The 14,627-nt window shown below is 63.6% G+C and carries 16 protein-coding genes and 1 tRNA gene; 5 read left to right on the top strand and 12 right to left on the bottom strand.

What is annotated here, in order from left to right; translation table 11 throughout:
• Positions 1-4: 4 nt before the first annotated feature.
• From ACZYTC_RS20590 to ACZYTC_RS20580, 3 genes are all read right to left on the bottom strand, one after another.
• The gene (locus tag ACZYTC_RS20590) at positions 5-1,462 is read right to left on the bottom strand and encodes a patatin-like phospholipase family protein (protein WP_488990424.1); all 1,458 of its coding nucleotides are present in this window, start codon (positions 1,460-1,462) and stop codon (positions 5-7) included.
• A gap of 116 nt (positions 1,463-1,578) precedes the next feature.
• Positions 1,579-2,256 (bottom strand): DedA family protein, encoded by a 678-nt coding sequence (locus tag ACZYTC_RS20585; protein WP_488990423.1) that lies wholly within the window; start codon positions 2,254-2,256, stop codon positions 1,579-1,581.
• A gap of 7 nt (positions 2,257-2,263) precedes the next feature.
• A complete protein-coding gene (locus ACZYTC_RS20580) occupies positions 2,264-2,854 on the bottom strand; it encodes a class I SAM-dependent methyltransferase (RefSeq protein ID WP_488990646.1) in 591 nt (196 codons plus the stop codon).
• A gap of 344 nt (positions 2,855-3,198) precedes the next feature.
• On the opposite strand from ACZYTC_RS20580, the gene ACZYTC_RS20575 reads away from it, so the two are divergent.
• Both ACZYTC_RS20575 and ACZYTC_RS20570 read left to right on the top strand, forming a co-directional pair.
• The gene (locus ACZYTC_RS20575; RefSeq protein ID WP_434958651.1) at positions 3,199-3,873 is read left to right on the top strand and encodes a response regulator transcription factor; all 675 of its coding nucleotides are present in this window, start codon (positions 3,199-3,201) and stop codon (positions 3,871-3,873) included.
• Positions 3,870-5,255 (top strand): sensor histidine kinase, encoded by a 1,386-nt coding sequence (locus ACZYTC_RS20570; protein ID WP_488990422.1) that lies wholly within the window; start codon positions 3,870-3,872, stop codon positions 5,253-5,255. Before ACZYTC_RS20575 ends, ACZYTC_RS20570 begins: the two co-directional genes overlap by 4 nt.
• 77 nt (positions 5,256-5,332) lie before the next feature.
• Here ACZYTC_RS20570 and ACZYTC_RS20565 read toward each other — a convergent pair whose 3' ends face one another.
• Positions 5,333-5,656: an ArsR/SmtB family transcription factor gene (locus ACZYTC_RS20565; RefSeq protein ID WP_441770927.1), complete on the bottom strand. Its 324-nt coding sequence runs from the start codon at positions 5,654-5,656 to the stop codon at positions 5,333-5,335.
• Between the two features lie 49 nt (positions 5,657-5,705).
• On the opposite strand from ACZYTC_RS20565, the gene ACZYTC_RS20560 reads away from it, so the two are divergent.
• The 3 genes from ACZYTC_RS20560 (at position 5,706) to ACZYTC_RS20550 (ending at position 7,684) form a co-directional block, all read left to right on the top strand.
• Positions 5,706-6,200 carry an SRPBCC domain-containing protein gene (locus ACZYTC_RS20560; protein ID WP_441770926.1) on the top strand — a complete coding sequence of 165 codons (495 nt, stop codon included), beginning with the start codon at positions 5,706-5,708 and terminating at the stop codon, positions 6,198-6,200.
• A 19-nt stretch (positions 6,201-6,219) separates the two neighbouring features.
• On the top strand, positions 6,220-6,582 hold the full coding sequence (locus ACZYTC_RS20555) for a VOC family protein (RefSeq protein ID WP_488990421.1): 363 nt from the start codon (positions 6,220-6,222) through the stop codon (positions 6,580-6,582).
• A 346-nt stretch (positions 6,583-6,928) separates the two neighbouring features.
• A complete protein-coding gene (locus ACZYTC_RS20550; protein ID WP_488990420.1) occupies positions 6,929-7,684 on the top strand; it encodes an SDR family oxidoreductase in 756 nt (251 codons plus the stop codon).
• Between the two features lie 106 nt (positions 7,685-7,790).
• Here the strand turns inward: ACZYTC_RS20550 and ACZYTC_RS20545 are convergent.
• The 8 genes from ACZYTC_RS20545 to ACZYTC_RS20510 all read right to left on the bottom strand — a co-directional run bounded on the left by ACZYTC_RS20545 (position 7,791) and on the right by ACZYTC_RS20510 (position 14,484).
• Positions 7,791-7,867: transfer RNA gene (locus tag ACZYTC_RS20545), tRNA-Arg, on the bottom strand.
• A 91-nt stretch (positions 7,868-7,958) separates the two neighbouring features.
• On the bottom strand, positions 7,959-9,092 hold the full coding sequence (locus tag ACZYTC_RS20540; protein WP_434958657.1) for an ABC transporter permease: 1,134 nt from the start codon (positions 9,090-9,092) through the stop codon (positions 7,959-7,961).
• A gap of 1 nt (position 9,093) precedes the next feature.
• Positions 9,094-10,167 carry a microcin C ABC transporter permease YejB gene (locus tag ACZYTC_RS20535; protein ID WP_434958658.1) on the bottom strand — a complete coding sequence of 358 codons (1,074 nt, stop codon included), beginning with the start codon at positions 10,165-10,167 and terminating at the stop codon, positions 9,094-9,096.
• A gap of 87 nt (positions 10,168-10,254) precedes the next feature.
• Complete coding sequence (gene lptB, locus ACZYTC_RS20530) at positions 10,255-11,064, bottom strand: LPS export ABC transporter ATP-binding protein (RefSeq protein WP_434958659.1); 810 nt, start codon at positions 11,062-11,064, stop codon at positions 10,255-10,257.
• 282 nt (positions 11,065-11,346) lie between these two features.
• Positions 11,347-12,018, bottom strand: a complete 672-nt coding sequence (locus ACZYTC_RS20525) for an LptA/OstA family protein (protein WP_488990419.1) — start codon at positions 12,016-12,018, stop codon at positions 11,347-11,349.
• 15 nt (positions 12,019-12,033) lie between these two features.
• Positions 12,034-12,762, bottom strand: coding sequence for an LptA/OstA family protein (locus ACZYTC_RS20520; protein WP_434958661.1), 729 nt, complete (start codon positions 12,760-12,762; stop codon positions 12,034-12,036).
• Entirely contained in the window at positions 12,759-13,535 is a 777-nt protein-coding gene (gene lptC, locus ACZYTC_RS20515; RefSeq protein WP_488990418.1) for an LPS export ABC transporter periplasmic protein LptC, read from the bottom strand. The genes ACZYTC_RS20520 and lptC overlap by 4 nt, the downstream gene beginning before the upstream one ends.
• 334 nt (positions 13,536-13,869) lie before the next feature.
• Positions 13,870-14,484 (bottom strand): ribonuclease D, encoded by a 615-nt coding sequence (locus tag ACZYTC_RS20510; protein WP_434958663.1) that lies wholly within the window; start codon positions 14,482-14,484, stop codon positions 13,870-13,872.
• Between the last annotated feature and the right edge of the window lie 143 nt (positions 14,485-14,627).

Below are 14,627 nucleotides of genomic sequence, written 5' to 3'. Positions count from 1 at the left end.
GTTGTCACGGCGTCAAATCAGCCTCGGTGCTTGCGAGAGCAAGCGAATTCGACCGCCGGCGCAGACGTGCCAGGAAACGCTGATAGCCGGGCTGCCGGGTGAGAAGGCTGCTGCCAAGATCGCTCAGGAAGGCCGTATCCTCGGGCTTGAGGGCGAGCGTGTTGTGCAAGGCGAGGATTCGCCGCGCCATGGCAGGCTCCCGAACATCCGCGAGGGCGACCCGGATGATCGCGACATCGAGGTCACGGCAGGTGAGGTGAGTTGTTCCGCGGCAACGCCATCTCATCAGTTCCCGCCGCCAGGACGGCAAGCGGCGGCGTAGTTCGTCGAAGCTCTGGAGATTGGGAATGTTCATCAGGGCATCGGTCGCCGCCACGATCGCGTCCTTGGCATAGGGGCTGTCCGACGTCTCGGAAAGATTGCCACCAAGACGGGTGGAGGCATCCACGACGATGAAGAGCAGGTGCCGAACCCGGCTCACCGTCTCCGCCGGCAGCGGTTCAGGTGCCCCCCGGTTCAGGAGATGCAGGAGCGCCGACGTGCCTATGCCGTCAACGAGCCCGCCATCATAGAGCTTGAGGAAGTTGAGATCCCCTGCACTGCGATAGCGATCGAGCGCCTCCCGATATTGCCGCTCAACCAACGATTGGGCACGGATGTCCGCCTTTGCGCCAGCTGCCGGGACACCCTCGGCATCGGCCGGGCAGCTCGAACGATAATTGCGCAGCGTGATGGGCGCGAAGGCAACGGGTACCGCCGCGGATGCCGCCACCGCATAGGCAAGGGGGTAATCGTCGAAATTGCTGCAGATGGCGGCAAAGGATGTTCGGTCGAAGATGAAGGGCGCACGGTTGTAGAGGTCGGTGGCATGGATCACCAATCGGGGGCGGCCAGGTCGATCCAGCATCCCCAGCGTGGCGCCATGATAGAGATTGGCATCCAGCCATGGCGGCAGGCCGTTGCGATCGTTGACGCCGCCGCGATAGCCGCGCAGCAGATTGGTCGGGCTCAGGCTGGTGCGCAGCGAGGCCTCGGCATTGCGCGCCAGGAAATCGCGCCGAAAGCCGGGCAATCCCGCCGGCCCATGCAGAGCAAAATAGGAAGCCAGCATGGCGCCCCCCGACACGCCCGCCGCCACAGCGACATCATCGGCCATGCTACGGCCGGCGACGGTCGAGGGCGTTTGGGCGAGGCTGGCGAGAACGCCGTAGCCGAAAGCGGCCGAACGGGCGCCACCACCGGAAATGGTGAGCACGATTGCAACATCGCCTCCCCGCGCTGGGCTGCTTGCCGGGATGGAGCCCGTGACGAGTCCGAGCGGTGCATTGGTTGGCCGCGTATCCGGTGCGCACCCGGCAAGCAGGCAAGCCAGCGCCAGAAACACCACCAGGTGTGACCGGCGTGCGGTGACCAGGGATGATCGGCGGGAGGCGGGGCGTCGTGAAGGAGGGGCAATCATCATCACATTCGGGAACGCTGCAACAGCCCTCCGCAGCGCGGGGGCTGGCAGGGAGCGACACCGACTTTCCGGGCCCTCAATTGCAGGAGCCTTGCATGATCGCCGGCGCTGCGTTTTTTTTAAGAGCGCCCGCCGCGGGCAGGGGCTGGCCGGTCATGATCCGCCCTACGCCTTATCTCATCGAGCCGTTCGAGCCGGACGCGCTCCATCCGTCGCACCTGGCGTACTCCCCAAAGGATGGCGAACTCACCGCCGACGAGCACGATTGCGACCAGAAGGCCTAGACTGAGGGGATCACGGTCGCTGCCCTTCAGTATGAAGCCCAAACTCAGGAATGGGACATTCCAGGCCAGACTGCCGAGCAGGGCCGCCAGGATGAACCGACGCAGTTCAAGTCGGAATACACCAGCAGGCAGGCCGAGATAGACGCGGACGGTCGGAATCGTATGGCCGACCAGGGTTGCCCAAAACTGATTGCGCCGATAGCGCTCGACCAGACGCAGATACAAAGGCAGCGGCAGCAGAACGAAACGTCCGTAGGCGGCCACCAGGGTTTCCACCCGGTGCGGGCCGAGAGCTCGGCCCAATCCATACCAGCCCACGGACCCGATCGTCGACCCGACCGTGGTGGCGATCACCATGGCCGCGAGCCCGGGGCCATCGCGCGCTGCCATGCCCAGAAACATCAGCAATATGTAGGAAGGTATGACCGGCAGGAATTTTTCCGCGACGGCCAGACAGGTGATGCCGGCGAGGCCGAAACCGAGCATCGCGACGATGGCGGGAGACATCTCCATGATCGGTTCACAGCCCGGACGGCAGTAGGGACCGGCGCCGCCTGATCCGATAGACAGACGCTGGTGGAAGATTGCGTATGGTCCAGCCGGTACGCTCGGCCTCGAGGCCCAGGCCGTCGAGAATTTCCCGCCTAACCGGGCAGCGCGGACCGTAGGTGATCTGATAGAAGGCCCCGCCGAGAGCCATGCAGGCGAAAGCGCCGGTGAGAACGGCCGAAGCCTTGTCCGAAGGCATCGCCAGGATGCCGAGCCCGCTGATCACAGCGCCAACCGGTGCGCCGACATAGAGACTGGTCGTTGCCAGTTCCGCCGCATCCATGTGGAACACCCGGGCCAGGGGAAAGCGGCGGCCGAGCAGGTGCGCGAAGGTCGCGTCATATTCCACCAAGGTGATGTTCTGCTCCGGCACACCCCGCTCGAGCAGGGCCTGGGTGAAGGGGCCCGTGCCGGGGCCAAGCTCCAGAATCGGCCCGGTCCTTGGCGTGATCTCCTGCGTCATCAGGGAGGCCACGGCGTTGCCGGAGGGAGCCACGGCAGCCACGCGAAGCGGGTTGCTGATCCAGGCCCGGAAGAATGGCAATGCGTCAGAAACCGGCATCATGATCTCCCTTGGGCAGGAGAGGCTCGGCGGGATCGAAGCTCCGCGCGACGGGTCGGCCGATCAATCTCGATAACATTCTCGGGTCATCCACGGTATGAGGACTGTTCCCGTTCCCAATGAACGGGCGATCGACCGGCCGAGGGGGGTCCGATGGGTTCTCAGGTGACCGAATCGATTACCAACTGGTCCCATGCCTGGGTTGCGGGAGCCTGTCGCCAGGGCGCTTCCGGTCCGCTGTCCGCCGGGGCGCGAGATTTCTCTGCAAGGTTGATGCAATGCTGGCGGCGTAATGTGCTTCTGCGCGAAATGATGTGAGCGGAACAGAAAAGGCGGAACGCACAATGCGGGTATTGCTGGTAGAGGACGAACCGGAGATGGTGTCGGCCTTGCGCTCCGCCCTGGTTCGCCACGACATGATCGTCGACCATGTCTCGAGCATTGCCGCCGCCGAAGGCGTGCTCTCCGATCGCGTGCACGATGCCATGCTGCTCGATCGTCAGCTGCCGGACGGTGACGGCCTGTCGCTGATTCCCACCTTGCGCGCCAGCGGCAATGCCCTGCCGGTACTGGTGCTGACCGCCCGGGGCGACCTGCCCGACCGTGTCGCCGGGCTGGAACACGGCGCCGATGACTATCTTGGTAAGCCCTTTGCATTCGAGGAATTGCTGGCACGGCTGCGGGCCTTGCTGCGCCGCCCCGCCCATCTGCAGTCCCACGTGGTGCGGGTTGGGCGGCTCTGCTTCGACTTCACTCATCAGGAGGCCAGCGTTGCCGGCATCCCGCTGGAAATGCCACGGCGGGAACTGCTGGTGCTGGCAGCCTTGGTGCGACGCATGGGGCGCATGGTGCTGCGCTCCTTCCTGATGGAAGCGGTGTTCGGCATGGATGACGAAATCCAGTCCAACGCACTCGATACCCATGTTTCACGCTTGCGCCGCAAGCTTGCCGACGCCGACGCCGGCGTCACCATCAACGGCATTCGCGGCGTCGGCTATCTCCTGCGCGAGACGCCATGATCGCCACCGCCCCGCCCTCTTTGCGCTGGCGCCTGGTCAAACGGCTGGTTGCCTTCCAGACCGTCATGCTCACACTCATCGTGGTGATCCTGGTCTTTGCGGTCTGGGGTACGGCACGCATTGTCGATGCCTATGAAGACAGTGCCCTTGATGTGCTTCGCGATGCCGTGGTCCGCCAGGCGGATGGTGGGCTCGCTCTGGCGAAAACCGGCGATTTGGCACGATTGCGGGAAGATGCCCCCGATCTGTGGTTCGTCATCCGAGACAAGCAGGGCCAGGAACTGAAAGAAGGCACAGTTCCCGCCGACTACGCCGCGATCGTGGCCGACATCGGCCTTATCCAGCAGATGCGACTCGGCGAGGACCAGCCCGGCATCGACAAGCCGGATGCCGTGCTCAAATGGGTCGAGAGCGCCGCCGGCCGCGTGCAGATCCTCACGGGCACGCAAGGCCATATGTCCTGGCAACATCTGTTCTGGGGCGTATCGCTGAGTTCGGCCACCGTGATCGGACCGCTCTTCGTGCTGATGGCGCTTGTCACCCTGATCGTCACACCGATCGTGGTGCGACGGGCGCTGAAGGGGCTCGGCGCGGCGGCAATGCAGGCCGAGCGGATCGACATCGCCCAGCGCGGCGTCCGCCTGCCTCTGTCTGGCGTGCCCGCCGAGATCCTGCCTCTGGTCAAGGCCGTCAATGACGCATTGGTTCGCCTCGACAATGGCTATGAACGGCATCAGCGCTTTCTCGCGGACGCGGCACATGAGCTGCGAACGCCGATCGCCATCCTGACCACCCGCATCGCTTCGCTGCCGCCGGGTGCGGAGAAAAGCCGCCTTCTGGAAGATGCCAATCGGCTGGCTGTGCTGACGGGGCAATTGCTCGACTTCCAGCGCCTGGACCAGCAGGACAGGCCGACGACGGCGGTCGATCTCGCCGCGCTCGCCCAAAGGGTGATCGTCGATCTCGCCCCCCTGGCCTTTGCCGCGGGCTATGAGATGGACTTCAAGGCCGACGACGGGCCGATCCTGATCACAGGCGACCAGACCTCGCTCGAGCGGGCGTTGACCAATCTCGTCCAGAACGCCATCGATCATGGCGGGCGCCGTGGTACCATCAGCGTGCGCGTCGACCGCGGCGGCCGCATCGAGGTCTGCGACGAAGGCGACGGCATTCCCGTTGCGGAAACCGAACGGATTTTCGAGCCGTTTCATCGCCTGCGCCAGGACGGTCGCGGCGCGGGGCTCGGTCTCAACCTCGTGCGCGAGATCGTGCGCCTGCATGGCGGCCATATCGCCGCATCCAACAACCGCACGGGCGGCGCCTGCCTGGAAATCGACCTGCCCCTGGCATCCCGACAGGCTGAGAGAACGGCGCCGTCTTGAGCGATCGCTCATTCGTCGACCCGCGCTCGCCTTGAGGATAACGTTCAAGGCCGGCGAGCGCACCCGCGGCCACAAGCTCACCCCTCCAGATCGGCCTTGAGCTTGTCGAGAATGGTGAGGGCATGGGTGGCATAGCCGCTGATCCAGCGGTCGTGGATGCGCTTGATCGGCAGCGCGTTGAGGTGGTTCCAGCGCTCGCGCCCTTCCCGCCTGACGATGACCAGATCGGCCTCCTCCAGCACTTTGAGATGCTGCATGACGGTGCAGCGATCCATATCCGCAAAGGCTTCGCAAAGCATGCCGGTGGTGCGCGCCTCCTCCTTGAGGTGGTCGAGCATGGCCCGCCGGCGCGGATGGGCCAATGCCTTGAAAACCAGGTCTTCTTTGAGTTCGCTTGACATGTTATAAATTTATAACATACTCTCGCCTCCTGCAACAGGGAGAAACGCGATGAAGCCGGAATTCAGGGTCTCCGGGCGGATCTCAAGGCCGGTTCGCGAGGTATTCGACGCCGTGGTCAACCCCGGCAAGCTAAGCGCCTATTTCACCACGGTGGGCGGCGCCAGCGCGCCGCTGGTGACCGGCGCGACGGTGGTGTGGTGGGGCGCGGTTCCCGTCGAAGTGGACGAAGTGGTGGCTGACAGCCGCATCGTATTGCGCTGGGATGGGCCCAAATCCGCCGATGGCGTGGTGCTCTACAAGACTCATATCGAGATGAATTTCCAGGCGCTGGAAATGGACGCCACGCTGGTCACCATTGCCGAGACGGGCTGGCGCGAGGACGCCCAGGGCCAGTGCGCCTCCTATATCAACTGCGAGGGATGGTCGCAGATGCTGTGCTGCCTGAAGGCATTCCTCGAACACGGCATCAATCTGCGCGAGGGCTATTATCGCAGCGAGTTGGCCGGCGTGCCGGCGAGCGAGCCGCGCTGCACATCCCCCTGACAAGACAAAGGAAGCAAGCATGGCTGCGAACATCTATGGCGGCATCGACATCGCCATGAAGGTCCCACCTCATCAATATCAGGCCACGGTGGCGTTCTATCGCGATGTGGTCGGCCTGAAGCCGATCACCGACAAGGCACCCGCCATCGGCTTCGAACTCGGCCCCAACAAATTGTGGCTCGACGAGGCGCCAATGCTGAGCCAGGCCGAGATCTGGCTGGAGCTGTTCACGGACAATTTCGACATGGCGGCCGACCATCTGTCCCGCGCCGGCGTGGTCCGCTGCGACGCTATCGAGCCTCTGCCGGACGGGTTCAAGGGGGGCTGGATTACCAGCCCCGCCAATATCGTCCACATGGTGCGTGAGCCGAACGCCTGGTGACCCCAGGGCCAACGGCCTCGCTCGCGACTCGCGTTGAGGCGCCTTGACCGCTGCGACGCGTCATATTAGGGGAAGGCTTGCAGCCACAGTCCTGACGCTGCCGTAGGCGTTACCGTCATCCAACGCGTCCTTTGTCGAGAGGGTCCCAGCAGGGAGATCTCGATTCAACAGGGCGCCACGGTCATGCCATCCCTCTCCTGCTTCGCGTTCCCGCACCCGTTCGGGGCATTCATCCCGGCGCGGCCCAGCCTCGCCTCGATGCTTGATGCCTGCCCGGGATTGCGCGCGGTCCGCGGGCTCGGCGGCAGCTTTTCCGTGCCCCCAGCTCAACGGAGACGGAGCACCCATGAAGATGACCGGCAACACCATCCTCGTCACCGGCGGCACCAGCGGCATCGGCCGTGCGCTCGCCGAGGCCTTCCACCAGCACGGCAACCGCGTCATCGTGACGGGGCGGCGGCAAAGTCTGCTTGATCAGATCACGGCAAGCCGGCCCGGCCTGGTAGGGATGCCGCTCGACCTCGACGACCCCGCTTCCCTGTCCCGCCTCGCAGGCGAGGTTCACAGGCGCTTTCCCGAGCTCAACGTGCTCATCGCCAATGCAGGCATCTCACGAGCGGAAAACCTGGCGGCCGACGGCTGGACCATCGACGACGCCCAGGCAATCGTGGAGACCAACATCCTGGGCGTACTGCGCGTGACGGCGGCGTTCCTGCCCATCCTGAAAGGGCAGGCTGGCGCGACGATCCTGGCGACCAGCTCCAATCTTGCTTTCGTACCGCGCGCCGACTTCCCGACCTACTGCGCCAGCAAGGCCTTCCTTCACTCCTGGCTCCAGTCTCTGCGGCACCAGCTCCGCAAGATCCCCGTCGATGTGCTCGAACTGGCACCGCCCTATGTGCAGACCGAGCTCACAGGCAGCCAGCAGGCATCCGATCCGCGTGCAATGCCCGTCGAAGCCTATGTCGCCGAGGTGATGCAACTGCTCGATCGGTGCGATCATCCCCGAGGCGAGGTGCTGGTCGAACAAGACCGGGCTCGGCGATGGGCGGAGCGAGACGGTCGCTACGATGCGACCTTCGGCGCCATGAACCCGGACTGAACCGCTGGTCCATCGCATCTCCTGCAACCGACAGGCCTCGAGCAAAAGGCTTTAGCCGCCCGGGATGTCTCGAGCGGCTTCACATCATTGATCGAAAAGGGGAAAATGGCGCACCCAGTACGATTCGAACGTACGACCTTTGCCTTCGGAGGGCAACACTCTATCCAGCTGAGCTATGGGTGCGTCGTTTGTCCTTCTAGCCGATCGTTCCGCATCCTGCAATCGCCCCAAGCGTTTCCCCTGGCGATTTCCCCGATGCGACTTTCTCTTGGGATCAGCCGAAGGTCTTGCGCGGGTCGAGCGCATCGCGCACCGCTTCGCCCACCAGGATCAGGAGCGACAGCAGCAACGCCGTCACTGTGAAGCCACTGATGGTAAGCCAATAGGCATTGGGCCTAGCCTGGGCCTGCTTGAGCAATTCGCCGAGCGAGGCCGTGCCGGGCGGCAGGCCGAGGCCGAGATAATCCAGCGCCGTCAGGGTGGAAATCGCGCCCGACAGGATGAAGGGCAGCATGGTCAGCGTCGCCACCGTGGCATTCGGCAGGAGATGCTTGATCATGATGGTGGTGTCGGACAGACCGAGCGCCTTGGCGGCGCGGACATATTCGAGATTGCGGGCGCGCAGGAACTCGGCCCTGACGACCGCCACCAGCGCCATCCACGAAAACAGCAGCAGAATGCCGAGCAGGATCCAAAAGCCCGGCGCCAACACCGCCGAGATGATGATGAGAAGATAAAGCGAGGGAATGCTGGTCCAGATCTCGATGGCGCGCTGGAGAATCAGGTCGACCCAGCCGCCGAAATAGCCCTGCACCGCGCCGGCCGCCACACCGATGAGGGAGGAAAAGACGGTGAGAATCAGGCCGAAGAGCAGGGAAATCCGGGTGCCGTAGATGATTCGGGCCAGCACGTCCCGCCCGGTATCGTCGGTACCGAGCCAGTTCCACTCGATGTCGCGGCATCCGGCCCCGCCCACGGTCTGGGCGGCTTCGCGGCATTGATCGTCGCTCAAGGCCCAAGTGGGGGGCGAAGGCACGCCACCTGCCGGCGGGTTCTTGTTGATGGTCTGCGGGCCATAGCGAATGGGCGCCCAGAGCACGTAGGCGCCGCGATCGGCCAGCAACTTGGTGAGATAGGGGTCGCGGAAATTTGCCGGTCCCGGCAGGTCTCCGCCGAGATCGGTCTCGTCATAGTCGACGAAGACCGGCGTCAAGATCCGACCGTGGTCGACGATCAGCAGCGGTTTCTCATTGGCGATGAACTCGGCGAACAGCGACAGGATGAAGAGGGTGAGAAAGAGCCAGAACGACCAGTAGCCACGTCGATTGGCCTTGAAATTGTTGAGGCGCCGCCGGTTGAGGGGTGACAGCTTCAGCCAGCCCCGCGGGGTTCGGGTGGCAGCCTCCATCTCAAACCTCACGCGCTTCGAAGTCGATGCGCGGATCGACGAACATGTAGATGAGATCCGTGACGAGATTGATGACGAGGGCCACCAGCGCCAGGATGTAGATGGAAGCCAGCACCACGGGATAGTCGCGGTTGATGACCGATTCGTAGGTGAGGCGCCCCAAGCCGTTGAGCTCGAAAGTCTGCTCGATCAGGAGCGATCCCGTGAACAGCGCCGAGATGAAGGCGGCCGGAAAGCTCGCGATCACGATCAGCATGGCATTGCGGAAGACGTGACCGTAGAGCACCCGTCGCGGCGACAATCCCTTCATGCGCGCCGTCAGCACATATTGCTTGCGGATTTCGTCGAGGAAGGCGTTCTTGGTCATCATGGTCAGCGTGGCGAAGGCCGAGACCCCCATGGCGATCAGCGGCAGCGTCATGTGCCAGGCATAGTCGGCGATCTTGCCCCATAGCGACAAGTCGCTCCAATTGTCGGAAACCAGCCGGCCATTGGGAAAGATCTGCCAGAAGGCGCTGCCGGCGAACAGGGTGATCAGAAGGATGCCGAGGGTGAAGCCGGGAATGGCATAGCCGACGATGACGACCGCACTGGTCCAGCCATCGAAGAAGGAGCCGTCCTTGACCGCCTTGCGAATGCCCAGCGGGATCGAGATCGTGTAGGAGAGCAGCATCACCCATAGGCCGATGGAGATCGAGACCGGCAGTTTCTCGGCGATCAGGGTGGTGACGGGGGTATCGCGAAAATAGCTCTGGCCGAAGCTGAAGGTGGCGTAGTTCTTGATCATCAGCCAGAACTGCTCATAGACCGGCTTGTCGAAACCATATTGCTTGCGCAGGCTCGCAATGAAGGCCGGATCGAGCCCCTGAGAGCCGCGATATTGCGAGGCGCCGGCGTTGAAGCTGGGTGTGGGGCCGCCGAGATCGCCACCGCCCCCTGAATTGCCCGACAGCACCGACACCATGCGCTCCACCGGACCGCCGGGCACGATCTGAATGATGGCAAAGGAGATCAGCATGATGCCGAACAAGGTCGGCACGATCAGCGCGAGGCGACGCAGGACATAGGCGAGCAAATCGGCGTTCCGGGTTGGCCTGTCGAGCCTAGAGGAGAATCAGGTCGATGGGAATCGGGACGGGGATGAGGGAAGATCTGCAGCCCGTCACATCCTGAACTCGCTGCCCAGATAGAGCCGGCGGGCTTCGGGATTGTCGATGATTTCCTGGGGTGTGCCCTGGGTCAGCACATGGCCGGAATGGATGATGTAGGCCCGGTCGATCAGGGCCAGCGTCTCGCGCACATTGTGATCGGTGATCAGCACGCCGATGCCGCGATTGGTCAAATGGCGCACCAGGGTCTGGATGTCGCCTACCGCGATCGGATCGATGCCGGCGAATGGTTCATCCAGCAGCATGAAGGACGGCTTGCCGGCCAAGGCGCGCGCGATTTCCACGCGCCGGCGTTCGCCGCCAGAGAGTGCGATCGAGGCCGTCTTGCGCAGGCGGCCGATCTTGAACTCCTCGAGCAGTTCGTCGAGCTGGCGGTCGCGCTCGGCTTTGTTCGGCTCGACGATCTCGAGCACGGCGCGGATGTTCTCCTCGACATTCAGGCCACGGAAGATCGAGGCTTCCTGCGGCAGATAGCCGATGCCGAGCCGGGCGCGCCGATACATCGGCAGCGCCGTCACGTCATGGCCATCGAGCTCGATGCGGCCATGATCCGGCGGCACCAGGCCGGTGATCATGTAGAAGACCGTGGTCTTGCCGGCGCCGTTCGGACCGAGCAGGCCGACGGCCTCACCGCGCCGGACCTCCAGGCTGACGTCGCTCACGACCGTACGCTTGCCATAGGTCTTGGCAATCGACACCACCGAGAGCGTGCCCTCGACACTCACGGCTGGCCCGGTCTCGTCGCCGGCCTCCGCATATTGCACCATCTCGTTCATGCCTGGCCCGCACTCTTCCTGCGGCATCGGGCCCGATGCCGCGTTTTCATGTTACACCAAGAGGCATTTTCAACGCGCCTTGGTTCCGTCCGACGATTCTCGCCAAATCTTTGATTTGGCATCGAAAATCGCCAGATGTTCAAGCCGAGAATGCGTCAGCATTTTCGAGGCTCGGTATTGTTACGCCGCCCATGCCGAAAATCGGCATGTGTTCCGCATCCCGGTATCCAGTGACAGCCTTGCCGCACGCCGGTGAATATCTCGTTCACCAGGCAAAAAGATGTTGGCCGGCCAGGGCGGATCCCTGGATCAGCACTTGTGGTCGCCCGAGATGAAATGGCCGGTGGTGCCGCCGGTAACGGTGGCGCGGCCTGTCTGGGTATTGACCACCAGCTTCTTGCCGCGCAGCACGTTGCAGCCCTGGGTCATCACCACTTCCTCGCCGGTGAGCGTGGCGATGTTGGTCTCCATGTCCAGGATGCCGTCATCGCCGGTCGCCTTCTGGTCCGGGGCGGTGACGACGACCTTGCCCTTGGCCACCAGCTTCTTGACCTTGTTGTCGGCGGGCGCCGGCGTCGTATCGGCGCCGGCAGCTTCGGCGGTCGAGGAAGCATCGGCCGGCAGCGCTGCCGAGGGAACCGCCGGCTGGGCCGGGCTGGTACCGACAGCATCGGCCGGCTGCTTACCCGGCACGGATGCGGCCTCGTAGAAAACCGTCAGTTCCTCGGAGGTCAGCGTCGACTCGCCCTGGGTGGCCACTACATTGCCAGTGAAGATCGCCTTCTGCTCGTCCTGATGGGTTTCGAGCTGATCGGCCTTGATGTTCACCGGCTTGTCATTATCGGAGGAGAAGCCCTGGAAAGGCGTGGACGGCTTCTTTTCCTGCGCACCGGCCGGCAAGGCCAGTGACGAAACGAGCAACGCCAGAGGCAGCAACAGCGCCGGAGCGAGGCGGCGAGACGTCGGGCTGGGTCGCATCATCACGGGCCTGCTCCCTCAATTGCTCTTCTTCTGGCCGCCTTGGGTGAAGACGCCGGATACGCCGGTGCCACCACCTTCGACCCTGGCGATACCCGTCTTGAGGTTGACGGTCAGCTTGGTGCCCTTCAGCACGTTCGGCCCCTGAATCATCACCACCTCGCCGCCGGTCAGCGTGGCGACATTGGTCGCCATGTCCATCACGCCGTTGGCGCCGGTCGCCTTCTGATCCTTGGAGGTCACCACGACATTGCCGCGGGCAACCAGCTTCTTGATGGAACTAGCCGGTGTGCCGGAGCCGGAGGTCGGCGCCTTGCTGGTATCAGCGGGTTTGGTATCGGCGGGCTTGGTATCAGCAACCTTGGCATCGCCCGCTTGCTGGCCATCCACCGGCTTGGCGTCGGCGGCCTTCGGATCGGCAGGCTTGGCATCAGCAGGCTTGGCGTCCTTGGCCTTGCCATCCTTGGCGTTGTTGTCAGCATTCTCGTAGAACACGGTCAATTCGTTGGTACGCAGGACCGATTCTCCCTGCGTCGCCACCACATTGCCGGTGAAGATCGCCTTCTGCTCGTCCTGATGCACTTCGAGCGAGTCTGACTTGACGTCAACGGGCTTGCCGCTGTCGGAGGAGAAGCCCTGGAAGGGGCTGGCCGCTTTCTTCGGGGCGGCGCCGGCATCGGCAGCCGTCAGGGCCAGGGCGAGCGGCAGCACCGCAAGAGGCACCAGGCGGCGGATTTTCATCGTCATTGGGTGGGATTTCCCTGCACTGGGTTGGCTGAATTCGGTGGAGAGGCGTTCGGAGCCGGAGTATCGGGCGGCGTGGCGGGCGCTTCGGCGCCGTCAGTCCCATCTTCCGTATCCGGTTTATAGGGCACCTTGAAGCTGGCGCTGACGCCGTCCTTGAACAGGATCTTCGAACCGCCTTGCACGATGCTCAAGCCATTGCCTGAGATGGTGCCGGAGGAGAGATTGACTGTGACCGGTTCGGTACTGTTGACCGTGCTGGCCTTGAGATCGATGCTGGCGCTCTTCAAGGTCGCGTCATAGCCCTTGGTGGACTTGACGCGCACATCGCCCTTAAGATCGAGAAGCTGGCCAACCGTATCGAACGTGCCGGCCTTGGCTGTCAGTTTGGCATCGCTCTGGTCGGGCGCGGTGATCACCGCATTCAGCTCGGTCAGGCTGACAACACCGGGCACGGACACTTTCTGCGTGCCGGAGGTCGCCGTGACGTCGTACTTCTGCCCGCGATTGTTGGAACCGGTCAGATGCGGTCTTTCGACGGCCAGAATGCCCTCACTGACCGGCGTGACTGGGGGGAGTTCGATCGGAGGCGGCGCGAAGGGATTGACCACCGCCAGAAAGACAAACACGCCCGCTCCGGCAACCGCTGTGGCGGGCACGGCAAACTTCAGGAAACGCACCAGCCTGCTGTGAGCGCGGGCAGCTTTGAAAGCGCTTTCACGTGAAGGCATGGCGGGTTGGGGGATCTTGACCCGCGCATCCATGATATCGGCCAAACAGAATACCTATCCAAACGCTGCTAGCGGCGGGAAACCATCACCACCGACCATCATATTGCGATGCGAAGTGGAGACGTCAACCCGGCGCCGGAGGCGCCGTCCATCCCTGTCTGAAATTCCTCAACTTTGGGTGAAAATCGCAACAGGTCGGCCGTCATAGCAGATTTCAGCCGCAGGGGGAATGTGCCGAGGGGAACGCGGCACGCCGCCGTCACCGCAGGCCCCGTCCCTCCGATGCGCAAATCTGTGGGCGAGAACGGGACGCCGATACCCATCTGCCTCTTGCGGCGGTTCCCCAGAGCGCCGGCACAAAACGCTTTGGCCTTCATCCTCAGCTATGGGCGAAGATATCCGTCTCCGGCCAGCCATTGAGGTCGAGCAGCGCCCGCGTCGGCAGAAAGTCGAAACAGGCGCGCGCCACCTCCGAGCGTCCCTCGCGCGCCAGGGTGGTGTCGAGTTTCGACTTGAGCTCGTGCAGATGGAGCACGTCCGAAGCGGCATAGGCGAGCTGGGCATCGGTGAGCGTATCGGCGCCCCAGTCGGAGGATTGCTGCTGCTTGGAGAGGTCGATGCCGAGCAGTTCGCGCACCAGGTCCTTGAGGCCGTGGCGGTCGGTGTAGGTGCGCGTGAGTCTGGAGGCGATCTTGGTGCAATAGACCGGCTTCGTCGCCACGCCGAAGGCGTTCTGCAGCGCGGCGATATCGAAGCGGGCGAAATGGAAGATCTTGGTGACCGAGGGATTGGCCAGCAATTGCTCGAGATTGGGGGCGCTCTTCTGGCCCTGGGCGATCTGCACCACATCGGCGGTGCCGTCGCCCGGCGAGAGCTGCACCACGCAGAGTCTATCCCGATGGGGATTGAGACCCATGGTCTCGGTATCGATGGCGGCGCTGGTGGTGTAGCGGGACAGGTCGGGCAGATCGCCGCGGTGGTAGCGAATGGTCACGGAAGCTTCCTGAACTCGATTTCATTGGATCATTGCGCAGATAGAACTCTCGCAAGACGATGTGCAAGAGGCTGCAGGGCTTGAACCCCAGATCGGGAGAAGGTTTGCCAATGCGCCCGCCCGTGCTATCGACCTCCCCGCGA

The organism is Labrys sp. F242, from assembly GCF_057813875.1.
This window is presented reverse-complemented; position numbering and strand designations above follow the sequence as displayed.